The sequence below is a fragment of the Bacteroides sp. 14(A) genome (assembly GCF_000526555.1).
GTDB lineage: Bacteria > Bacteroidota > Bacteroidia > Bacteroidales > Bacteroidaceae > Bacteroides > Bacteroides cellulosilyticus.
The window spans coordinates 654739-680031 of sequence record NZ_JAGH01000004.1; the positions used below are offsets into that span (position 1 = coordinate 654739).

Annotated in this window: 10 protein-coding genes; 7 read left to right on the forward strand and 3 right to left on the reverse strand. The window is 47.4% G+C overall.

The genetic code is table 11. The features are described 5' to 3' along the window. Window positions 1-11: 11 nt before the first annotated feature. Genes K429_RS0121610 through K429_RS0121620 form a run of 3 tightly spaced genes read right to left on the reverse strand, consistent with a single transcriptional unit; the run spans window position 12 to window position 5195 of the window. Window positions 12-1481 carry a glycoside hydrolase family 140 protein gene (locus K429_RS0121610; protein ID WP_029328013.1) on the reverse strand — a complete coding sequence of 490 codons (1470 nt, stop codon included), beginning with the start codon at window positions 1479-1481 and terminating at the stop codon, window positions 12-14. Between the two features lie 35 nt (window positions 1482-1516). Further along, window positions 1517-2713, reverse strand: coding sequence for a glycoside hydrolase family 105 protein (locus K429_RS0121615; protein WP_029328014.1), 1197 nt, complete (start codon window positions 2711-2713; stop codon window positions 1517-1519). A gap of 13 nt (window positions 2714-2726) precedes the next feature. After that, on the reverse strand, window positions 2727-5195 hold the full coding sequence (locus K429_RS0121620) for a glycoside hydrolase N-terminal domain-containing protein (protein WP_029328015.1): 2469 nt from the start codon (window positions 5193-5195) through the stop codon (window positions 2727-2729). A 201-nt stretch (window positions 5196-5396) separates the two neighbouring features. On the opposite strand from K429_RS0121620, the gene K429_RS0121630 reads away from it, so the two are divergent. The 7 genes from K429_RS0121630 (at window position 5397) to K429_RS0121660 (ending at window position 25289) form a co-directional block, all read left to right on the forward strand. Beyond that, window positions 5397-7493 carry a glycoside hydrolase family 127 protein gene (locus tag K429_RS0121630; RefSeq protein ID WP_029328017.1) on the forward strand — a complete coding sequence of 699 codons (2097 nt, stop codon included), beginning with the start codon at window positions 5397-5399 and terminating at the stop codon, window positions 7491-7493. A 40-nt stretch (window positions 7494-7533) separates the two neighbouring features. After that, window positions 7534-9396 carry a right-handed parallel beta-helix repeat-containing protein gene (locus tag K429_RS0121635; RefSeq protein WP_029328018.1) on the forward strand — a complete coding sequence of 621 codons (1863 nt, stop codon included), beginning with the start codon at window positions 7534-7536 and terminating at the stop codon, window positions 9394-9396. A 152-nt stretch (window positions 9397-9548) separates the two neighbouring features. Further along, complete coding sequence (locus tag K429_RS0121640; RefSeq protein ID WP_029328019.1) at window positions 9549-11756, forward strand: alpha-L-rhamnosidase C-terminal domain-containing protein; 2208 nt, start codon at window positions 9549-9551, stop codon at window positions 11754-11756. Window positions 11757-11942: 186 nt separating this feature from the next. Continuing rightward, window positions 11943-14642: a hypothetical protein gene (locus tag K429_RS0121645; RefSeq protein WP_029328020.1), complete on the forward strand. Its 2700-nt coding sequence runs from the start codon at window positions 11943-11945 to the stop codon at window positions 14640-14642. 9 nt (window positions 14643-14651) lie between these two features. Continuing rightward, window positions 14652-18917 (forward strand): malectin domain-containing carbohydrate-binding protein, encoded by a 4266-nt coding sequence (locus K429_RS0121650; protein WP_029328021.1) that lies wholly within the window; start codon window positions 14652-14654, stop codon window positions 18915-18917. 52 nt (window positions 18918-18969) lie between these two features. Beyond that, window positions 18970-22218, forward strand: coding sequence for a glycoside hydrolase family 2 TIM barrel-domain containing protein (locus K429_RS0121655; RefSeq protein ID WP_029328022.1), 3249 nt, complete (start codon window positions 18970-18972; stop codon window positions 22216-22218). Window positions 22219-22439: 221 nt separating this feature from the next. Then, entirely contained in the window at window positions 22440-25289 is a 2850-nt protein-coding gene (locus K429_RS0121660; RefSeq protein WP_029328024.1) for a glycoside hydrolase family 2 TIM barrel-domain containing protein, read from the forward strand. Window positions 25290-25293 lie beyond the last annotated feature (4 nt).

Sequence of the window (25293 nt, forward strand, 5' to 3'; positions counted from 1 at the left end):
ATAGTTCAAGATTACTTTTTCTCCCATCGTTGTTGTGCATCGGGCAGTTCGTCCCATTCCTTATTTACATAGTCTTTACTGCTGTCCACTACAATCAAGATATGATCGTTTCCGCTGCTGTAGCCACTATCGTGCTGGAAATTGTGTATTCCGTTTTCAAACTCACCGATATATTCCAGTTTGCCGTCTTTGGTGGTATACCACCAGGTATTCTTTTTGGCACCGCTGATTTTGCTGAAATCTACTTTCATCGGACGTCCGGTGTAGTTGTACACCATCAGATAATCTTTGCCGCGTGTAGCGATGGCGCGGTCGTAGCGTTCCCCGTTTGTGCCGGCAATGATGGACTGGTCAGGTACACGTTCAAAAAATGGGAAAGTCAGCATCAGGTTTTTGAGATACTTCATTTGGTTGAAGCCCGGATTGTTCAGAGCATCGTACCAAGGTTCCTTTGCACCGTATGCACCGCCAACACCCGGTTTAATGAATTGCATGATGGAATTATTACCATAGGTATGTCCAAAAGAACCGGCAAAAACCGACCAGTAGGCATAACGGCGCACATCGTAATCTTTCCAGCGCAGTTCATTCTCATCGTGCAGACCGTGAGGAATTTCCTCGTAGATAGGTTCACCGTCAATTACGGGTTTCATGGGATTTGTGGCCATACTGCGTTCTACAAAGCGCCAGTTATCTTCTTCGGTATTCTCTTCGATTGGATAATCACCGTCACCGAAACGTTGCCCGTAGCGGCGATGCCCGCTTTGGAACATGTTGAAGTCCAGCCAGGGAGCGGCATTGAACCAAGTTGAGGAAATGGTACGGCCGCGTGGGTGGAAGGTCATCAGGTGATTCTTGTCTATTGCTTTGATGGATGTGGCGAGAGCTTCCCATTCAGCAGTTTTTACGTCACCACGAATATCGCCTCCGATAAACCAGATGATATTCGGCTCGTCTTTATAGCGTTCGGCGAGGAATTTGCCGTAAGCCTTGGCTTGCTCTACCGTCATTTCTCCGCGACTCACAGGACTGCCCCAGATACAGACCATACCGATATAAAGTCCTTTCCGGGCAGCTGTACGGATAATGTAATCCATGTGGTCCCAATAGCCGTATACGCCTTTCTGATTGATGTTTTTGAAGTTATATCCATCAGTCATAGAATATTGTCCGTAGGTATTTATGGAGGGGACATTATTCAGGGTCTGAACTTGAATGACGTTATATCCCCGTTGTTTACATTGTTCCAGATAATACTCGGCTTCATCGCGGTTCAGACGTTGAGGTAGTAGCCATCCAGTTTCTCCTAGCCAAAAGAAAGGAGTGCCGTTTTCATGTTTCAGATAGCGACCTTCTTCGGAGACCATTAGTTTACCATTGTTCCAGGGGATATACGTTTTCTGTGCTTTCTTCTGTGCAGAGGCGGGCATTGCCATAGTCAGCAAAAGCAGAAGAAAAGGGATTAGTTTGAATGTTTTCATTGTTATTGATGTTATTATAATTGTTTGCTTAATCACTAATTCATTCGTTCATATTCAATTGCTGCCAATATGAACGCCCCTACGGATTTGGGATCATTTTCTATCACGGGTTCGCCAATATAATACTCGAACGAGCCGTCACGATACTTTCCGGAGTTCCCACCCAGTCCGGCTACGGCACAACAATGGGTCAATGTGTAAGTGCCGTCTTCTTCAAGACGGGTGAACTCACGGATCATGCCGTCGAATGCTTTCTGTACAGGGGTGATGTATTCGTTTCCGATATATCCCTCATTGATGGCTTTAGCAAGTGTATATATGAACAGGGCTGTTGCCGATGATTCCAGATAATTACCCTTGCGTGCTCCCTGGTCGGTCACTTGATACCAGGTTCCGGATTGCGGGTCCTGATACCTCACCATTGCCTGTGCCAGGCCTTGTAGAATTTGCAGTACGCTGTCGCGTCCTTCGGTTTCCTGTGGCAAGTAATCCAATACATCCACTATGGCGGCTCCATACCATCCGATGCTGCGACTCCAGAAATTCGGTGAACAACCTGTTTCCCGGCTTGCCCATTTCTGCTCGCGGCTTTCATCCCATCCGTGATAATAGAGTCCTGTAGCCGGATCATAAGTCTTGCGGGCTATAAGCAGAATTTGTTTCACAGCTTCGTCTTGCAGGATCGGCTCCCCAAAAGTGGCGCCATATTGTGCCAGATAAGGAGAGGCCATAAAGATACCGTCCAGCCACATCTGGTGCGGATACCTCAGCTTGTGCCAAAAACCGCCTTCGCTTGTGCGGGGCTGCTCCCTCATTTGTTTGCGCAAGGTGTCCATGGCTATTTTATAGCGTTCATCTCCCGTTTGGGCATAGAAGTCGAAAAGAATCTTTCCGGCATTGACGTTGTCTATATTGAATGAAAGATATTTCATGGTTCTGATGTGTCCATCGTTATCAATCAGACTGTCCGCATAGATTTTGGCATAATCGTAGTAAGTGCTGTCTCCTGTATGCTTCCATTCTTCGAGCATGGATTTTACTACAAGTCCGTGTGTATATCCCCAGCGCGGTTTGCTGGCCTTTTCAATCATCCAGGGTTCAGGAAAACGCTTCATTTCGGAGCGTGCCATACGCTCGCTCCATTTTTCGGTCTTTGGTTTTTGGGTGGTTGTGCAGGCCATGAAACAGGTAATCCCGCACACCGTCAGTAGTTTCAGTGAGATACGATTCATATAAGTTCAGTATTTAGTTTCCAATCAATGTATATTCTTGTCCTGCCCGGGTGGGCAGATCGTATAAATAGGTCTTTGCTATTTCCACTTTGTTCAATTTGGCTTCGGGGCTGATTAACGGTTGGGCAATGACGGGAACTGCATAAAGCGGGTTGGGATTCTCACCTTTGGCACGTTTCAGACCTTTGCCTGTCAACGGACTCGTTGAGCGAAGGCGGCAATTGCCTCCTTTATGAGATTTTACAACCAGACGCTCCACTTTCCCGTTTTTCCAGCTTAGTTCCAGCTCGAAACCTCCGCGGGCGATGATTCCTTTCACAGTTCCGTCCTTCCAAACCGTCGGTAATGCGGGTAGCAGATAGATGAAACCGTCATGGCTTTGCATCAGCATTTCGGCAATGCCTGCGGCACAACCAAAGTTTCCGTCAATCTGGAAGGGTGGGTGTGCATCGAACAGGTTGGGGTAGGTGCCTCCTTTCTTTTTTTCATTACGCACCAGGGTCAGTTGGTCTGTAATGAGCTTGTAGGCATGGTTGCCGTCGAGCAGACGCGCCCACAGGCAAACTTTCCATCCCATGCTCCAGCCAGTGGATGGGTCGCCGCGATGAATGAGGGAAGTGCGGGCAGCGTCGAATAACTCCGGGCTGCGGTAGGGAGATATCTGGTTGCTTGGAAACAGTCCGTACAGATGGGAAACGTGGCGGTGTACATCCTTCGGGTCATCCCAGTCGAACATCCATTCCTGCAACTGTCCCCAGCGTCCTACCTGCATGGGAGCCATTTCACGGAGGCGCTGTGAGAGTCGGGCGGCAAATGCCCGGTCTGTATCCAGGATGTCCGAGGCGGCTATGATGGCTGTCCAAAGGTCGAATATCAATTGATTGTCGAGGGTGCATCCGGCAGCTGTGGTAGACTTGCCGTTACTGCCCGAATGTACATTTTCGGGTGAGTTGCTGGGACAGACCACCAGCCAGTTGTGCGCAGGTTCTTTCACCATGATGTCGTCGAAAAAGCGTCCGGACTCTCTCAAGATGGGATAGACGGAGTGCAGGAATTTAGTGTCTCCGGTGTAGAGGTAACGTTCCCAAAGATGCCGGCAAAGCCATGCGCCGCCGCTGGGCCATAAACCTGACGGAGCTTTGTCTACTGCGCCCGTGATGCGCCATATATCGGTGTTGTGATGTAGCACCCAGCCATTGGCGCCATACATGATGCGAGCGGTTTCCTTACCTGTTTCGCTGACTTCGCGTATCAGGCGGAATAGGGGTTCGTTCAGTTCGCTCAGGTTGGTGACTTCCGAGGGCCAATAGTTCATTTCCAGGTTAATGTTACAGGTATATTTGCTGTCCCAGGAGGGGAAAAGCTTATCGTTCCAGATTCCCTGAAGATTGGCGGGTTGCCCGCCGGGTTGGGATGAACAAATCAGGAGGTAACGTCCGAACTGAAAATAAGTAGCCACCAGATGTGCGTCATTGGTCTGTTTGAAGTTCTCCACGCGCTTGTCGGTAGTCACGTGTTCGTATCGGTTGTCTCCTAAATCTAGGGAGACGCGTGTCAGGTATCGGCGATAAAAGTCCGTATGGTTCTTCCGGGCTTCAGTGAATGAATGTGTCATAGCTCTTACCAGATAATCTTTGGCACGTTCGGCCGGATTGCCTGTGATGTCCTGATAGTTATTGAAGTTGGTGGCGATGGAGACGTAGACGATGGCTTCATCGGCTCCTTCTACTGAAAGCACACCGTCGGCACATGTCATCCGGCCGCCGGTGTTCCGGGCGGTCAGTCTTCCCTGAAACTCCACTTTGCCTTTCAGTCCTTCGTGCAGGGAAGATACGCCGGAAAGTGTTACGCAGTTTCCTTCTTCGGAAGTGACGACGACGTCCTGATGAGGGGAGGTGAGTTGAGCGTTGAAAGTAATCCGTCCCGGACGGTTGGCGGTTAAACGTACCATAATTACCTGATCGGTAAATGAAGTGATGGTTTCGCGCCGGTATTGCACCCCATCCACTTCATAGCGGACGAGGGTGCGGGCGGAGTCGAGACTTAGTTCCCGGTAATAGTTCGTGTAACGGGTATGTCCGGGAAACGCGATCCGCAGGTCGCCAAAGCTTTGATAGGGCATTCCCGAATTGCTCTTTGCCATGACCTTTTCGGTGGCGAGCGTCTGTGCTTCCAGATATTTGCCGGCAAATACAAGGTCGCGTACCCGGGGAATGTATTCCAGTGCATTGGGGTTGGCGTTGTTGTTGGGGCGTCCCGCCCAGATGGTTTCTTCGTTCAGTTGTATCTGCTCCGTGGCGGGCGTGCCGTATACCATAGCTCCTAGACGCCCGTTCCCTAAGGGGAGGGCTTCCGTCCATACTTGTGCGGGGCGGTCGTACCAAAGTTTGTATTCCTGTGCGGACAGGCGTGACTCCTGTGCAGAAATATTGCCCACGGATACCAGTACAAACAGATAGCCGAATAATCTCTTTTTATTCATCTTTTCTAATAGCTTTTATACTTTTAGAAAAGGACGGTTAAAGATAGCTTTTGTACCCAGCAAATAGGTGATAAAATGTCGTATTAATCCGGTCATTGCATGTAATAGCACTTGCTGGACCATTTCTTGTTGAGTACAAAACGCGCTTCATTGCGTCTCTTCTTTAAAGATATTGTATGAAATTTCAGATGATTCATATTCATGAGACAGATTAAACTGATACTTCTTTTAGCTTCCGCCTCCGTCACGGGAGCATTTGCACAGAACAACGGACTGACGGATATGAGCCGGAGCCGCTACGCCCGGATGGTGAACACCGGCATTGATGCCGTACATTGGACGGATGGCTTCTGGGCAGAGCGCTTTGATGTGTTTAGCCGCACCTCCCTGCAAAGCATGTGGAACACCTGGAACACGCCCGAAGTATCTCACGGTTTCCGTAATTTTGAGATCGCTGCCGGCATTTGCGAGGGCGAGCACTGGGGACCACCCTTTCACGATGGGGACATGTATAAATGGATGGAAGGAGTAGCCTCAGTTTATGCAGTTAACAAAGACCCCGAACTGGACAAACTAATGGACCGTTTCATTACTTGCGTCGTAAAGGCTCAGCGAACAGATGGATATATCCATACCCCGGTTATTATCGAAGAGCTTAATAAAGGAATCGATACTCATACTCTGGAAGAGCCGCATAAGCAAACAGTCGTCGGAACCAAGGTAGGATCCGAAGATGAGAAAGGCGCCTTTGCCAATCGCCTGAACTTTGAAACCTACAATCTGGGACATCTGATGATGGCCGCCATCGTTCATCGTCGTGCCACCGGGAAGACCACTCTTTTTGATGCAGCCGTCCGTGCCACCGATTTCCTTTGTCATTTCTATGAAACCGCTTCCGCTGAATTGGCCCGTAACGCTATATGTCCTTCCCATTATATGGGGGTAGTCGAAATGTACCGCGCCACGGGGAATCCACGTTATCTGGAACTGTCGAAGAATCTGATTGACATTCGGGGGATGGTGGAAAATGGTACGGATGATAATCAGGACCGCATTCCTTTCCGTGAGCAGTACCGGGCGATGGGACATGCGGTACGTGCCAATTACCTGTATGCCGGGGTGGCGGATGTCTATGCCGAAACCGGTGAAGAGCAATTGATGAAGAACCTGACCAGTATTTGGAATGACATCGTTACCCGGAAAATGTATGTGACCGGGGCTTGCGGTGCCCTTTATGACGGTACTTCGCCCGACGGCACCTGTTATGAGCCGGATAGTATTCAGAAGGTACATCAAAGCTATGGTCGCCCTTATCAATTACCCAATAGTACAGCTCATAATGAAACCTGCGCTAACATCGGCAATATGCTTTTTAACTGGCGCATGCTGGAAGTGACGGGAGATGCCAAGTATGCGGAGCTAGTGGAAACATGTCTTTATAACAGTATTCTGAGTGGTATCAGTTTGGATGGAAAGAAATATTTCTATACGAATCCGCTCCGTATCAGTGCTGATTTACCTTATACACTTCGCTGGCCGAAAGAACGGACGGAGTATATCAGTTGCTTCTGCTGCCCGCCTAATACGTTGCGTACACTCTGCCAGGCACAGAACTATGCTTATACATTGGGTTCCGAAGGCATTTATTGCAATTTGTATGGTGCGAATACATTGACTACAAACTGGAGAGATAAAGGAGAAATTGCTTTGACACAGAAGACCGCTTATCCTTGGGAAGGCAATGTACGTGTAGAGTTTGACCGGGTGCCCCGCAAAGCCGGTGTATTCTCCCTTTTCCTCCGTATACCGGAGTGGTGTGAGAAAGCTATGCTGACCGTAAATGGAGAGCTGGTTCCGGTTGCCGCAAAAGCAAATACGTATGCGGAGGTAAAACGTACCTGGAAGAAGGGGGATGTGGTAGAGTGGGTGATGGATATGTCTGTCCGCCTGCTTGAGGCTCATCCGTTGGCGGAAGAAATACGCAATCAGGTAGTGGTGAAGCGCGGACCGTTGGTATATTGCTTGGAGAGCATGGATATGAGAGGTGGCGGAAGCATTGATAATGTACTGATCCCTGCTGATATCAAACTCATTCCAAAGAAAGTGACGATTGAAGGTAGTCCGGTTGTTGCTCTTGAGGGCAAGGCTCGTCTGATTTCATCCAATTCCTGGGAAGGGATACTTTACCGGCCTGTCAGTTTCGCCGGGAAGACGGTGGATATCCGTTTGATTCCTTACTATGCTTGGGGGAATAGGGGGAAAGGAGAAATGACCGTTTGGATGCCTCTGGGGAGATAAATACAGATACGCGTTGTTCGCGTATCTATAATCAAACATTATGTCGAATAGAAGAATCATACTAATAACTGCCTTGTCGCTCCTCACCCTTGTAGGGCATGCAGGCGATATTTGGGTTTCCCCACGTGGAAATGATCAGAATGATGGTACCCGCCAATCTCCGAAGGCAACACTGACCTCCGCCCTGCGTCAGGCACGCGAGTGGCGCCGGACAGGAGATAATCGTGTGCTGGGAGGCATCACAGTGTATATGGAGGGCGGTGTTTATTTCCTCTATGAACCGATATTCATTCGTCCTGAAGATAGCGGGACAAAGGGCTCGCCCACCGTTATTCGCTCCGTTCGTGGCGAGGATGCCGTATTAAGTGGTGGTGTGTCTATCAGGAACTGGAAAAAACAAGGAAAACTATGGGTGGCGGATGTACCGATGTTCAATGGCCGTCCGCTGGATTTCCGCCAACTGTGGGTGGATGGACAGAAGGCCACACGTGCCCGTGATGTGGAGGACTTTGAGAATATGCATCGCATTTGCAGTGTCGACGAGAAGACTGAAACTCTTTATGTGCCTGCCGCCGCCGTTCGGCAGATTACGGATGGGAAAGGCGCGTTAAAGTCAAGATACGCCGAAATGGTACTTCACCAGATGTGGTGTGTGGCTAATCTTCGGATTCGTTCTGTGCAGGTTTTGGGAGATAGTGCGGCAGTCCGTTTCCATCAGCCCGAGAGTCGTATCCAGTTTGAACATCCCTGGCCGCGTCCCATGGTAACGACCGATGGACACAATTCAGCTTTTTATCTGACCAATGCACGTGAACTGCTGGATGTTCCGGAAGAGTGGTATCATGATATAGATACCCGTAAGCTTTATTATTATCCGCGTGAGGGAGAAAATATGCAATCAGTGGAAGCGATTGTGCCTGCTATTGAGACATTGGTGCAAATTGAAGGTACTTTGGATCGTCCGGTTACTAATCTTCGTTTCGAGCGGATCACTTTCTCATATACCACCTGGATGCGTCCTTCCGTAAAAGGGCACGTTCCTCTTCAGGGTGGTATGTATCTGACGGATGGGTATCGTATCGATCCGAAAATGAAACGGAATTACAGGAATCATCCGTTGGATAACCAGGGCTGGTTGGGACGTCCTGCGGCGGCAGTTCGGGTGGCTGCCGCTGGGACGATAGACTTTGAACGCTGCCATTTCGAGCATCTGGGCTCCACGGGGGTGGATTATGAAGAAGCGGTGCATGGAGGAATCATCCGTGGTTGTCTTTTCCGTGATATTGCGGGGAATGGTTTATTGGTCGGGAGTTTCTCCCCGGCTGCTCACGAGACACATCTTCCGTACGATCCTGCCGACCGTCGTGAAGTGTGTACACATCAACGGATTGATAATTGTTATTTTACGGAGACGGGTAACGAAGATTGGGGTTGTCTTGCCATTGCTGCGGGATATGTAAGCGACATCCATATCGTGCACAATGAAATATGCGAAGTGCCTTATAGCGGTATCAGCCTTGGCTGGGGATGGACTCAGACAGTGAATTGTATGAAGAATAATCAGGTTCATGCCAATCTGATCCATCACTATGCGAAGCATATGTATGATGTGGCAGGAATTTATACGTTAGGTTCCCAGCCCAAGACCTATGTAACGGAGAATTGTGTGCATAGCATTTATAAGCCGGGTTATGTGCATGACCCTAACCACTGGTTTTATCTCTATACCGATGAGGGTTCGTCTTTTATCACCGTCCGCGATAATTGGACGGAAGGGGAGAAGTATCTGCAAAATGCGAATGGACCCGGAAATGTGTGGGAGAATAACGGGCCGGGAGTGGATGCGGCTATTCGTGAACGGGCAGGGCTGGAAGAGGAATATAAAGACTTGAAGAATAAATGATAATTTATCGGCGAGAGAATTGTTACGCGGAAGTATCTTAAATTCTCCTCCTCTTGGGAGGAGGGGAATTGAGATAGTCAGAATATCAATAGCTACGCCGATAAATTATCATTCAACGAATCTGGAAATCTTAATTCAATATTATAGTAGAAATGAAAAACAGATGGATCGTAGTTTTGGTTGCCATATCATTGGCAACTTGCACTTTTGCCCAGACTTGGATATGGTATCCGGGCGATTATGAAATATGGTTAGGCAACCGGATGAATAACCGTCGTACGGAGCGGGGTGCTTTTTTTCCTCCTTTTTGGAAGACCGACAGCCACTATGTAGTCGTGGAATTCAGCAAACAACTGAACCTTTCCGAACCGGAAGAAATCTTCATTGCCGCTGAAGGAAAGTATAACGTTAAGCTGGATGGAAAACTCCAATTCGGTATGCTGGAAACCTTATTGCTTCCGGCCGGGACACATGATTTGAATATTAAAGTCTGGAATCAGTCGACTCCCCCTGCCATCTACGTAAAAGGTAAGACTGTAAACTCCGATGCTACCTGGCGTGTGACTTATGAAGACAAGGAATGGATTGACGAAAGCGGCAAAGCCAGTGACACCTCAGCCACCATCTATATGGATGCCGGCTGCTGGAACTTTGACGGAGCCACACAACTCCCTTCCCAATTCCGATTGATGCGGACACTCCATCAACCCACCTCCCGTGCTACACAACCCGAAGGAGGCATCCTCTATGATTTCGGAAAAGAAACATTCGGTTACCTCACTCTGAAGAATCTCTCCGGTAAAGGTATCATCGACATCTATTACGGTGAAAGTCCGGAAGAGGCGAAAGACAAGGCATACTGCGAAACATTGGATAAACTGCAACTGGAAGCAGGACAAGTCACTGATCTTGCCATCCGCCAAACATCCCCGCTGTCCGGTATCGAAAACGAATATACCCTGGAAAACAGTAAGGCTTTCCGCTACGTCTATATCACTCATGAACCGGGGGTACAGATAGGTGAGGTATCTATGCAGTACGAATACCTTCCCGAAGAATATCGTGGAACTTTCCGTTGCAACGATGAAGAACTGAACCGTATTTGGGAAGTAGGTGCCTACACTATGCACCTCACTACCCGTGAGTTTTTTATCGACGGCATCAAGCGTGACCGTTGGGTGTGGAGCGGAGACGCCATTCAGAGTTATTTGATGAACTACTATCTCTTTTTTGACAGTGAGTCGGTGAAGCGTACTATTTGGTTGCTTCGGGGTAAAGATCCTGTGACCAGTCATAGCAATACGATTATGGATTATACATTCTATTGGTTTCTCAGCGTCTACGATTATTACCTGTATAGTGGTGACCGGCAGTTTGTCAATCAACTCTATCCACGTATGCAGACTATGATGGATTATGTATTGGGACGCACCAATAAGAACGGTATGGTTGAAGGTATGTCCGGTGATTGGGTATTTGTAGACTGGGCCGACGGTTATCTGGATAAAAAGGGAGAACTCTCTTTTGAGCAGGTTCTGTTCTGCCGGAGTCTTGAGACAATGGCGCTCTGTGCAGGGTTGGTGGGAGACCGGACCAACCAACAGAAATATGAGAAACTGGCTGCTACCTTGAAAGCTAAACTGGAAACGATATTCTGGAATGCCTCAAAACAGGCCCTTGTACATAACAGCATCAATGGTGTTCAGAGCGATGCCGTCACCCGTTATGCCAATATGTTTTCCGTTTTCTTCAACTATCTGACTCCGGAGAAACAGCAGGCCATCAAACATTCCGTTCTTTTGAATGACAGCATCCTGAAGATCACGACTCCCTATATGCGCTTTTATGAGTTAGAAGCCCTTTGTGCGCTTGGTGAACAAGAAACAGTGATGCAGGAAATGAAAGCGTACTGGGGAGGAATGTTGAAAGAAGGTGCCACTTCCTTTTGGGAAAAATATAATCCGGAGGAAAGCGGTACGCAGCATCTCTCCATGTATGGTCGTCCTTATGGGAAGAGTCTGTGTCATGCTTGGGGAGCAAGTCCTATTTATCTGCTCGGCAAATATTACCTGGGAGTGAAACCTGTGAAAGAAGGCTATAAGGAATTCTCTATAACTCCGGTATTGGGAGGTCTGAAATGGATGGAAGGCAGTGTACCTACACCGAACGGAAATATACATATCCATATGGACCGGAAAATGATTAAGGTACGCGCAACAGAAGGCAAAGGGTATCTGACGATAAAAAGCTGCCGGCAGCCAAAGGCTAATATTGGAACTGTGGAAAAGATTGATGAGAATACCTGGCGCCTCTGGATAGATACTCCGGAAGAGAGAATTGTTAGCGGATTGAAGTACTGAAAGGCAGAATATGAGTACAAACGGATACTTATTGCGTCTTTTTACTATAAACTCAGGTTTGGCAAGTGTAGTGAGTAAAATTATCATTTGTAAACTTCTCTCAAAGTTTACCACACTTCAATATAAAGTAAAACCATCCTCTCCTCTTCTTTCGTAGAAAGAGAGAGAGTTATCATAAATAGAAATATGAGAAATATCAGATTATTCATGTTTGCGGCATGTACACTCCTTTTTGCAGCGTGCGGCAAGCAAACCGTGAAGATTATAACTCCGCCGGATGCGTCGAATCGTATTCTGTTTGGTGCGGAACAGTTACAAACCACTCTGGATAAAGCGGGCTATCAGGTTGTGATGCAACAGGAAGATACTATATTCTCCAACCCGGATGTCCGAACCATCCTGCTGACAGAAACCAATGATACGACTTTAAAGAAAGAAGGCTTTCAGATTACAACAGTCGGTAATCTGACGAAAGTATCCGGCAGGGATGGCAGCGGTGTCATCTATGGATGCCGTGAACTGATAGACCGTGTGAGTAGTTCAAAAGGCAAACTGAACCTTCCCGAGAAGCTGACGGATGGGCCGGAAATGGTATTGCGTGGCGCCTGCGTAGGATTGCAGAAGATGACTTATCTGCCGGGTCACGGCGTATATGAATATCCTTATACACCAGAGAGTTTTCCCTGGTTCTATGATAAAGAACAATGGATTAAATATCTGGATATGCTGGTTGCTAATCGTATGAACTCACTTTATCTCTGGAACGGGCATCCGTTTGCTTCGTTAGTGAAGCTGAAAGACTACCCGTTTGCATTGGAAGTGGACGAAGAGACCTTCAAAAAGAACGAAGAAATGTTTTCTTTCCTCACGGAAGAAGCGGATAAACGTGGTATCTTTGTGATACAAATGTTCTACAATATCATTCTTTCAAAGCCGTTTGCCGAACATTACGGTCTGAGAACACAGGATCGTAACCGTCCTATTACTCCTTTAATTGCGGATTATACTCGTAAGAGCATTGCCGCTTTTATTGAGAAATATCCTAATGTAGGATTGCTTGTTTGCTTGGGTGAAGCCATGTGTACTGTGGAGGATGATGTGGAATGGTTCACAAAGACAATTATCCCCGGAGTAAAGGATGGATTACAGGCACTTGGACGTACAGATGAACCGCCTCTCTTGTTGCGTGCACACGATACAGACTGTAAATTAGTGATGGATGCCGCCCTGCCACTCTATAAGAATCTTTATACCATGCATAAGTATAACGGTGAATCACTGACCACATACGAACCTCGCGGACCATGGGCAAAGATACATACGGATTTGAGTTCACTCGGTTCTATCCATATCAGTAATGTTCATATTCTGGCGAATCTGGAACCTTTCCGTTGGGGGTCTCCCGATTTTGTACAGAAGGCTGTAAAGGCCATGCACGATGTTCATGGCGCAAATGCCCTGCATCTTTACCCACAGGCTTCTTATTGGGATTGGCCATACACCGCCGACAAATTACCGGATGGCAAGCGGGAATTTCAGCTTGACCGTGACTGGATATGGTATCAGACCTGGGGACGATATGCATGGAACTGTCGTCGTGATCGTTCACAGGAAATTGATTACTGGAATTATCAGTTAGGTAAATTCTATGGTACATCTGATGAAAATGCCGGACTGATTCGTGAGGCGTATGAAGAAAGTGGCGAAATAGCACCGAAGTTGCTGCGTCGTTTCGGCATCACAGAAGGAAATCGCCAGACATTGTTGCTGGGTATGTTTATGAGTCAGTTTGTCAATCCATACAAATACACCATCTATCCGGGGTTCTATGAAAGTTGCGGACCGGAAGGTGAGAAACTGATAGAATATGTAGAAAAGGAATGGAAAAAGCAACCTCATGCAGGTGAGTTGCCTTTGGATATCATTGCCCAGGCTATAGAGCATGGAGATAAAGCGGTAGCCGCCATTGATAAGGCAGCAAATTCCGTATCTGACAATAAAGATGAGTTCGCACGTTTGCAGAATGACATACATTGTTATCGCGAGTTTGCATATGCGTTTAATCTGAAAGTGAGAGCTGCCAAACTGGTATTGGATTATCAGTGGGGAAAAGATCTAAAGAATCTGGAAAATGCCATTCCTCTGATGGAGCAGAGTCTGGAACATTATCGTAAATTAGTGAAACTTACAGATGAACATTATCTGTATGCCAATAGTATGCAGACAGCACAACGCCGTATTCCTATAGGTGGAGATGGCGGCAACAATAAGACTTGGAAAGAATTGCTGGTACATTACGAAAAGGAACTGGAGAATTTTAAAGCGAACCTTGTTCTGCTGGAGGAAAAACAAAATGGAAAAGCAACTACTGAATCGGTAGATATTCCGGCCTGGGCTTCCGCCAGCGTGAAAATTCTATCCGGTTATCCGACCGTTAAATTAAGTGAGGGCGCTTCCCTATTTACTAATCTTCCGGGAAAGATAGAAGCCATGGCTCCTGAACTGGAAGGATTGAAAGCATTTCGTTTCAATGCCAATGAGCAGCGTGAAAAGGGAACAAGTATTACTTTTGAAACGGATGCGCCGGTAAAACTTCTGGTCGCCTATTTCAAGGATGACCAAAAGAAGTATGCCAAAGCACCGAAACTTGAGATTGATGCTTCGGCTAATGATTACGGTCAGGCCGAGCCGATATTGACGAATGCTGTTCGTATCAGTGGAATGCCACTGGCCAATGTACATGCATATAGTTTTCAGGCAGGCAAGCATACGCTGATGTTGCCGAAAGGATATCTCCAGGTTCTGGGATTTACGGATGCGGATATGAAAGCCCGTAATGCAGGATTGGCCGGAGACGAAGAAACAATGGATTGGTTGTTTTATTAATACTGAATCATGAGAAAACTATCACTGACATTCTTTTGCATGATATCTGCCCTGTCTGCTTTTGCTCAGCGTGATGTTGCGCAGGAGCGGATGGAGCAGATTTTCGAAGAAGCAAAAACACCCTATAAATATGGACTGGTGGTTGCTCCGGAGGATAATCACCATAAAATAGATTGCCCTACGGTCTTCCGTCAGGGAGACAAATGGCTGATGACCTATGTTGTTTATAACGGTGAGGGAGGGACAGACGGCCGTGGTTATGAAACCTGGCTGGCAGAAAGTGATAATTTGCTTGAGTGGCGCACATTGGGGCGGGTTCTTTCGTACCGGGATGGTGAATGGGATTGCAATCAAAGAGGTGGATTTCCTGCTCTACCGGATATGGAGTGGGGAGGAAGCTATGAACTTCAGACTTATAAGGACCGTCATTGGATGACTTACATCGGTGGAGAAGGAACGGGGTATGAGGCTGTGAAGGCACCGCTTTTTGTCGGTTTGGCATGGACGAAAGGAGATTTGTCTACTGCGCACGAGTGGGAGTCTCTGAATAAGCCCATTCTGAGTATCCATGACAAGGATGCCCAATGGTGGGAAAAGCTGACTCAATATAAAAGTACCGTCTATTGGGATAAGGATAAGACGTTGGGTGCCCCCTTTGTTATGTTCTATAATGCGGGAGGCCGCCATCCGGAAACAGGTCTGAAAGGGGAACGTGTAGGGATAGCCCTTTCTAAAGATATGAAAACATGGAAACGTTATCCCGGAAATCCTGTTTTTGCACACGAAGCTGATGGAACCATTACAGGAGATGCCCATATACAGAAAATGGGAGATGTGTATGTAATGTTCTATTTTTCAGCTTTTGAACCGTCACGGAGATACAAGGCTTTCAATACTTTTGCTGCCAGCTATGATTTGGTGCACTGGACCGACTGGACTGGAGAAGACCTTATTATTCCCTCTAAAAACTATGATGAACTGTTTGCCCATAAAAGTTATGTGGTAAAGCATGATGGAGTTGTTTATCACTTCTATTGTGCGGTTAATAATGCGGAGCAGCGGGGGATTGCGGTTGCTACCAGTAAACCGATGGGACGTTCTGCCGTCCGTTTCCCAAAAATGGAGACGAAGAATCGTCGTATACTGACCGAATTGAATGAAGATTGGAAAACATGGCTGATTGATCATTCACAACCGGTGAATACTAATTCATTGCAGCGTGGTAATGCAATCAATTGTCAACTGCCTCACAACTGGGATGATTACTATGGTTATCGTCAGCTTACTCATGGCAATCTGCATGGCACTGCTATGTATGTGAAAGATTTTGCTTTGGATAATTACCAATCCCGGAAGCGCTATTTTCTTCGTTTCGAAGGAGTAGGCACTTATGCCACAATTCAATTGAACGGTCAGGATTTTGGGCGGCATCCCGTAGGACGCACGACATTGACCTTGGATGTGACCGATGCATTGAGGCAAGGTAGCAATCATCTGGAGGTAAAAGCTGAGCACCCGGAAATGATTGCCGATATGCCTTGGGTGTGTGGCGGCTGTTCTTCGGAATGGGGATTCAGTGAAGGCTCGCAACCTTTAGGAATCTTCCGGCCTGTGGTGTTGGAAGGTACAGATGAAATCCGTATCGAACCTTTCGGAGTACATATCTGGAATGATGAGAAAGCAGCTAATGTATTTGTCGATACGGAGGTTAAGAACTATGGTAAGACTACGGAAACGATTGAAGTGGTCAATAAATTGAGCAATGCAGATGGAAAGCAAGTGTTCCGTCTGGCCAGGAAAGTGACATTGGCACCGGGAGAGATGAAGGTGGTTCGCCAGCACTCTCCTGTAGAGAATCCGGTGTTGTGGAGTACAGATAATCCTTATCTGTATAAACTGGCAAGCATGATTAAACGGGATACGAAGACTACGGATGAGATATCGACTCCTTTCGGTATCCGTACCATCAGCTGGCCGGTGAAACGGAATGACGGAGACGGACGTTTCTATTTGAATGGAAAGCCTGTCTTTATCAATGGAGTTTGCGAGTACGAACATCAGTTCGGACAAAGTCACGCGTTCAGCAGGGAGCAGATAGCTGCAAGGGTAAAGCAGATATGTGCGGCAGGCTTTAACGGTTTCCGTGACGCCCATCAGCCCCATCATCTTGATTATCAGAAATACTGGGATGAAAAAGGTATTTTGTTCTGGACGCAATTCTCCGCACATGTATGGTATGACACACCGGAATTCCGGGAGAATTTTAAGAAGCTGCTTCGCCAGTGGGTGAAAGAGCGTCGCAATTCCCCCTCAGTCGTTATATGGGGATTGCAGAATGAAAGTACATTGCCCCGTGAATTTGCACAGGAATGTAGTGAGATTATCCGGGAGATGGATCCGACGGCGCGTACGATGCGTGTCATCACTACCTGTAATGGTGGGGAAGGAACCGACTGGAATGTAATCCAGAATTGGAGTGGTACGTACGGGGGAGATGTCACCAAATATGGAAAAGAACTCTCCCGGAAGAATCAACTGTTGAACGGAGAATATGGTGCATGGAGAAGCATCGGATTGCATACGGAATCCGGAGAGTTTGAGGTGAACGGAACGTGGAGTGAAGATCGTATGTGCCGGCTGATGGAAACTAAGATCCGTTTGGCGGAGCAGGCAAGAGATAGTGTTTGCGGACAATTCCAATGGATATATAGCAGTCATGACAATCCCGGACGCCGCCAGCCGGATGAAGCTTACCGGAAAATAGATAAAGTAGGACCATTCAATTATAAAGGATTGGTGACTCCGTGGGAAGAGCCGCTGGACGTATATTATATGTATCGTGCCAACTATGTTTCGGCAGCCAAAGATCCTATGGTTTATCTCGTATCGCATACCTGGACGGATCGTTTTAAGGAGGGGCGTCACCGGGCTACTATCGAGGCTTATAGTAATTGCGATTCTGTATTGCTCTATAACGATATGTCTGATGAGAAAGTCACTTTCCTCGGACGGAAGGGGAATAATGGAGTGGGAACTCATTTCGTGTGGGAGAACCGGGATATCCGCTACAATGTGCTTCGTGCGGTAGGTTATTACAAAGGAAAACCTGTCGCGGAAGATATAATCATTCTGGAAGGATTAGAGCGGGCGCCTCGCTTTGATGCGCTTTATCAGGAAGCAAAGCCTGTACTGAAGGGAGAGGAGGGATATAATTACCTGTATCGCATCAATTGCGGTGGAGATGAATATACGGATAGCTTCGGGCAACTCTGGTCACAGGATAATCTGGGGTATTCCCGTTCATGGGCTGCAAATTTTGAAGGTCTGAATCCTTATCTTGCCAGTCAGCGTACGACGTCTGATCCGATACGTGGCACGCGCGATTGGACGTTATTCCAGTCCTTCCGCTTTGGCCGTCACCAGTTGGAATATCGTTTTCCTGTAGCCGACGGAACCTATCGTATCGAATTTTACTTTACAGAGCCCTGGCATGGTACGGGAGGAAGTGCTTCTACCGATTGTGAAGGTTTGCGCATATTTGATGTAATGGTGAACGATTCCCTCGTGTTGGATGATCTGGACGTATGGGCTGAAAGTGGTCATGACGGTGCATGCAAAAAGGTAGTATATGCCGTTGCGAAGCAAGGCCTGCTGAAAATACACTTCCCGGAAGTAAAGGCCGGTCAGGCACTGATTTCCGGAATTGCCATTGCTTCTGCAAATCAGGAACTGAAACCGTCTGTGTTTCCGGCTTTAGGACTGAAAGCTTCGGAACTACTTTCAGCGGCGGACAGGAACTGGGTGGCTCCGGACTGGAGTTGGGTGGCGGCAGACAAAGAGCTTTTGGTGAAGACTCCCAAGGAATTGCTTCCGGAAGATAAAAATGCTCGTGCCAGTGTGGCGTATGAGGCTGAGACAGCTTCTGTAAAAGGTGCTTTTACGAAGAGGGAGCATCGCAAACAGATGGGCGTCTTCTTTGGAAAAGGAAAGAAGAATAGCATCGAGTGGAGTGTTTCTACCGGATTGGCCCAAATCTACGCTCTCCGGTTTAAGTATATGAATACAACTGGTAAGCCGCTGCCTGTACGGATGCAGTTTATCGACAGCAAAGGTGTGATGTTGAAAGATGATATCCTTACTTTCCCTGAAACACCCGATAAGTGGAAAATGGTGAGTACCACTACCGGAACATTCATCAATGCGGGCTATTATAAAGTGCTGCTTTCGGCGGAAGATATGAATGGATTGGCATTTGACGCATTGGAGATTCAGTAAAGAGTACAAAATACATCTTCGTCCGTCTATCCTAATATTAATAGTGTAACGAATGAAGATATATACTTTACTCTTTGGTCTATTGCTCCCCATCCAGCCGTCAGCACAAACTGTGCATGACTGGGAGAATCACCATGTACTTCAAATCAACCGCGAACCGGCGCGGGCCGCATTTACTCCTTTCCACGCACAGAAGGGAGATTGTTCCATCTGTCTGAATGGAACATGGAAGTTTCGCTGGACACCTGTGCCCGATGAAAGAATTGTAGAGTTCTATCAGACGGATTTCAATGATAAAGACTGGGTCGGTTTTCCCGTACCTGCCAATTGGGAAGTAAACGGATATGGTACGCCGATATACGTTTCGGCAGGCTATCCGTTCAAGATAGATCCACCCCGGGTGATGGGTGAACCAAAGGTTGACTATACGACTTACAAAGAACGGAATCCCGTAGGACAGTATCGCCGTTCGTTTCAGTTGCCTGCCGGTTGGGAAGCAAGAGGCCAGACCTTTCTTCGTTTCGAAGGAGTGATGAGTGCTTTCTATGTCTGGATAAATGGAGAACGGGTAGGGTATAGCCAGGGAAGTATGGAACCGAGTGAATTCAATATTACAAACTACCTGCATGCCGGAGAGAATCAGATCGCACTGGAAGTTTACCGGTATAGTGACGGCTCTTATCTTGAAGATCAGGACTTCTGGCGTTTTGGTGGTATCCACCGCAGCATCCATTTGCTGCACACACCCGATATCCGTATCCGTGATTATGCAGTGCGGACTCTTCCGGTTTCTACGGACTATCAGGATTTCATCTTGCAGATAGATCCTCAATTCAGCGTTTACCGAGGGATGACCGGAAAAGGAACTACCCTGCAGGGAGTATTGAAAGATGCTTCCGGACGAGAAATCGCGACACTGAAAGGGGATGTGGAAGATATACTCGACCTGGAACATAAAGCGGGCAGGATGAACGAATGGTATCCTCAACGTGGTCCCCGTAAATTGGGACGTATGTCGGCAACGATAAAATCTCCGAAAAGGTGGACTGCTGAAACCCCTTATTTGTATAAACTACACCTGGCTCTGCTGACTGCCGAAGGTGAAGTAATAGAGCAGGTAGAACAATCTGTCGGTTTCCGTTCAGTGGAAATACGAAACGGACAACTGCTGGTTAATGGCGCACCGGTTCGTTTCCGTGGGGTGAACCGCCATGAACACGATCCCCGTACGGCTCGTGTCATGAGCGAAGAACGTATGTTGCAGGATATTCTTCTGATGAAGCAAGCCAATATTAATGCGGTGCGAACCAGTCATTATCCCAATGTCAGCCGCTGGTATGAGCTTTGTGACAGTCTGGGGCTTTATGTAATGGATGAGGCTGACATTGAGGAGCATGGTTTGCGCGGAACCTTAGCCAGCACTCCCGATTGGCATGCCGCATTTCTGGACCGTGCCGTGCGGATGGCAGAACGGGATAAAAATCATCCAAGCATTGTAATGTGGAGTATGGGTAATGAGAGTGGTTATGGTCCGAATTTTGCCGCTATTTCAGCTTGGCTGCATGACTTCGATCCGACACGTCCCGTGCATTATGAAGGTGCACAGGGAGCCGGCGGTGAACCTGATCCGAAGACGGTAGATGTAATCAGTCGTTTCTATACCCGGGTAAAACAGGAGTATCTGAATCCCGGCATTGCCGAGGGAGAAGATAAGGAACGTGCGGAAAATGCACGTTGGGAGCGGCTGTTGGAAATTGCGGAACGTACCAATGACAACCGTCCCGTGATGACGAGTGAATACGCTCACTCCATGGGAAATGCTCTGGGGAATTTCAAGGAATATTGGGACGAGATATACAGTAATCCCCGTATGCTGGGCGGATTTATCTGGGATTGGGTAGATCAGGGCATCTACAAGACGTTACCCGATGGACGTATCATGGTAGCTTACGGTGGTGATTTTGGCGATAAACCGAATCTGAAGGCTTTTTGCTTCAATGGTCTGTTGATGAGTGACCGCGAAACAACTCCTAAATATTGGGAGGTGAAGAAAGTATACTCACCCGTGGAGTTGAGAGTGGAGAGTGGAGAGCTGAGAGTGACGAATAGGAATCATCATACGGATTTGTCCCAATATCGCTGTTTGTGGACGTTGTCCATAGATGGGAAGCAGAAGGATCAAGGAGAAATAACATTGCCCGAGGTAGCTCCCGGAGAAAGTGAAACGATCCCTTTACCTGTTTCCATAGCCGGCAAGAAAGCTTCGGCAAAGGCTACTTCTGACCTGCGTCTCACGATAAGCTTCATCTTGAAGCGGGATGCTCTTTGGGCGAAAGCCGGGCATGAAGTGGCATGGGAACAGTTCTGCATTCAGGAAAGCGCATTATTGTCTTCCAAACTTGAGAATAGAGGGAGACTGAAGGTAAGGGCAGATGAAGAACATTTATCCATCAGTGGGAGCGGCTTTTCTATTCAATGGGAGAAAAACGTAACCGGGAGCCTGACTTCCCTTACTTATCATGGAAAAGAAATGCTGGCTCATCCGGCTGATTTTCCTCTTCAACCTGTAACACAGGCCTTCCGTGCACCGACAGATAATGATAAGAGTTTTGGCAACTGGTTGGCTAAAGACTGGAGTTTGCATCAAATGGATAATCCTCGTATTAGTCTGGACTCTTTTAAGCATGAGGTCCGTGAGGACGGAGCGGTCATTGTCCGGATTCAAACCAGGAATCGCTATAAAGAAGGTATGATCGTGACAAAGTTTCTTTATACTATCCTTTCCGATGGAACCATAGACTTGAAAACTACTTTCCAACCGCAGGGAATTCTGCCCGAATTACCCCGTTTGGGAATAGCATTCTGCCTTTCATCCGATTATAATACTTTTATCTGGCAGGGGCGTGGTCCGCAGGATAATTATCCTGACCGTAAGACTTCCGCAGCTGTTGGACTTTGGAAAAGATCGGTTGCCGACCAGTATGTGCATTATCCCCGTCCGCAAGATAGTGGAAATAAGGAAGAAGTGCGTCGCCTTATGCTGACCGACAGGCATGGCAAAGGTATTCGTGTCGATGCTGTGGAAGATGTTTTTTCTGCTTCTGCCCTGCACTATACCGCACAGGATTTATATAAAGAAACGCATGACTGTAATCTGAAACCCCGCCCCGAGGTTATCCTGAGTCTGGATGCCGCCGTACTTGGATTGGGTAACAGCAGTTGCGGACCGGGCGTACTGAAGAAGTATGCCATTGATAAGAAGGAACATACCTTGCATATACGGATTTGTAATGAGAAATAGGAGCCGGCATAGTGCTGGAGCAAGATTTCCCTTCGGCATACTATTTTTATAGGCATTACTATCTCAATTGAAGGTGTGTCAAAACTGGAAAGTAACTTAAGCTCCCCTCCTCCCAGGAGGAGAATTAAGATAGTCTGGTTAGCACGCCGAAGGGAAAACCTGCTTCAGTACCGCCCCGGTATCAGTAACTAAGAATAACTAACACAATAATGAAAGTAACAATGAGAAACGTAACCACTTTATTATCAACCTTGGCATTAGCCACCACCCTGACTGCCCAGACACTTCCGCAGACAGAGCGGCAATACCTCTCCGGCCACGGATGCGACGACACAGTAGAATGGGACTTTTTCTGTACCGACGGACGTAACTCCGGTCGATGGACGAAAATAGGTGTCCCCTCTTGCTGGGAGTTGCAGGGTTTTGGTACCTATCAGTATGGAATTAGTTTTTATGGTAAAGCCTTTCCCGAAGGCATTGCCGGTGAGAAAGGAATGTATAAATATGAGTTTGAAGTTCCCGAGGAATTTCGTGGCAAGCAGGTCAGCCTTGTGTTCGAAGCATCCATGACCGATACGGAAGTTAAGGTTAACGGACGTAAGGCAGGATCGAAACACCAGGGAGCCTTCTATCGCTTTTCATATAATGTCACGGATTTACTGAAATATGGCAAGAAGAATCAGCTGGAAGTAACAGTTTCCAAAGAGAGCGAGAATGCCAGTGTGAACCTTGCCGAACGGCGCGCCGATTATTGGAACTTTGGCGGTATCTTCCGCCCGGTATTTCTGGAAGTAAAACCTGCCGTCAATCTCCGTCATATTGCTATTGATGCACAAATGGACGGATCATTCCGTGCCAATTGCTACACGAATATCTCCGGTGACGGAATGAGTATCCGTGCACAGATTTTGGACGGTAAAGGGAAGAAACTGGCAGATACCACCGTACCCCTAAAAGCCGGAAGCGACTGGACTACTTTACAATTGAACGTTTCTGCCCCTGCCTTATGGACGGCAGAAACTCCGAATCTTTATAAAGCTCAATTTTCACTGTTGGATAAAGGAGGTAAAGTCCTGCATCATGAGACCGAGACATTCGGTTTCCGTACTATCGAAGTTCGTGAAAGTGACGGATTGTACGTGAACGGGGTGCGTATCAACGTGCGTGGTGTCAACCGTCATAGTTTCCGTCCCGAAAGCGGTCGTACCCTAAGTAAAGCGAAGAATATTGAAGATGTACTTCTGATGAAGGGCATGAATATGAATTCTGTCCGTCTGAGCCACTATCCGGCGGACCCGGAATTTCTGGAAACGTGCGACTCTCTTGGACTCTATGTTATGGATGAACTGGGTGGCTGGCATGGCAAGTACGATACCCCTACGGGAGTACGTCTGATTGAAGGCATGATAGAACGTGATGTGAACCATCCGTCCATTATCTGGTGGAGCAATGGTAATGAAAAAGGCTGGAACATTGAACTGGACGGAGAATTCCATAAATACGATCTGCAGAAACGCCCGGTCATCCATCCGCAAGGTAACTTCTCCGGTTTCGAAACCATGCACTATCGTTCGTATGGAGAAAGCCAGAACTACATGCGCCTGCCGGAAATCTTTATGCCTACTGAATTCCTGCATGGTTTGTACGACGGAGGTCATGGTGCCGGCCTGTATGATTACTGGGAAATGATGCGTAAACATCCGCGTTGTATCGGTGGTTTCCTGTGGGTATTGGCGGATGAAGGCGTGAAGCGCGTGGATATGGACGGGTTCATAGACAATCAGGGAAATTTCGGAGCTGACGGAATTGTAGGCCCTCACCATGAAAAGGAAGGCAGCTATTACACTATCAAGCAGCTATGGAGCCCGGTGCAGGTTATGAATACCGCTATCGACCGGAATTTCGACGGTAAACTCTCTGTGGAGAACCGTTATGATTATCTGAACCTGAACACCTGTCGTTTTATCTGGCAGCAAGTGAAGTTCCCGTCGGTAACGGATGCTTCCAATACAACTACACGAATTCTGAAACAAGGTGAAGTGCAAGGAAGCGATGTAGCAGCCCATGGAGTGGGAGTGGTGGATATCAAGACTTCTATTCTTCCCGAAGCGGATGCTCTTTTCCTGACAGTTATAGATAAATATGGGTATGAACTTTGGCGCTGGACTTTCCCCGTAGATAAACTGAATCGGGAAACAGAACAGTTTTCTGCATCATCCGGCCGTGCATCCTATACGGAAACAGAAAAAGGTATTACGGTAAAAGCAAACGGGCGTACTTTTGTCTTTTCAAAGAAAGACGGGCAGCTGAAAGATGTATCCGTCAATAACCGTAAGATTAGTTTTGCTAACGGTCCCCGTTTTATCGGTGCACGTCGTGCAGACCGTTCCCTGGATCAGTTCTATAATCATGATGACGAAAAAGCCAAGGCAAAGGACCGTACTTACAGTGAATTTACCGATGCGGCAGTCTTCACGAAACTGGATGTGAAAGAAGAGGGGGGGGATCTGATCCTCACCGCTAATTATAAACTGGGTAATTTAGACAAAGCTCAGTGGACAATTCATCCGGACGGCATGGCTACTCTTGATTATACCTACAACTTCTCCGGTGTGGTAGACCTGATGGGTATTTGCTTTGATTACCCTGAAGAACAAGTGCTCAGCAAGCGTTGGTTGGGAGCAGGTCCGTATCGTGTATGGCAGAATCGTATTCATGGCACGCAGTATGATATCTGGGAGAATGATTATAACGATCCTATTCCGGGTGAGACATTCACCTATCCTGAATTCAAGGGATATTTTGGCAGTGTCTCCTGGATGAGTATTCGCACGAAAGAGGGAACCATCAGCCTGACGAATGAAACACCTGATTCCTATATCGGAGTATATCAACCCCGTGATGGTCGTGACCGGTTACTGTATACACTTCCCGAAAGCGGAATTTCTGTTTTGAATGTAATTCCTCCGGTGCGTAATAAAGTAAATTCCACGGACTTGTGCGGTCCTTCTTCACAACCAAAATGGGTGGATGGCTCGCAAACGGGACGCCTTGTTCTCCGGTTTGAATAAGACT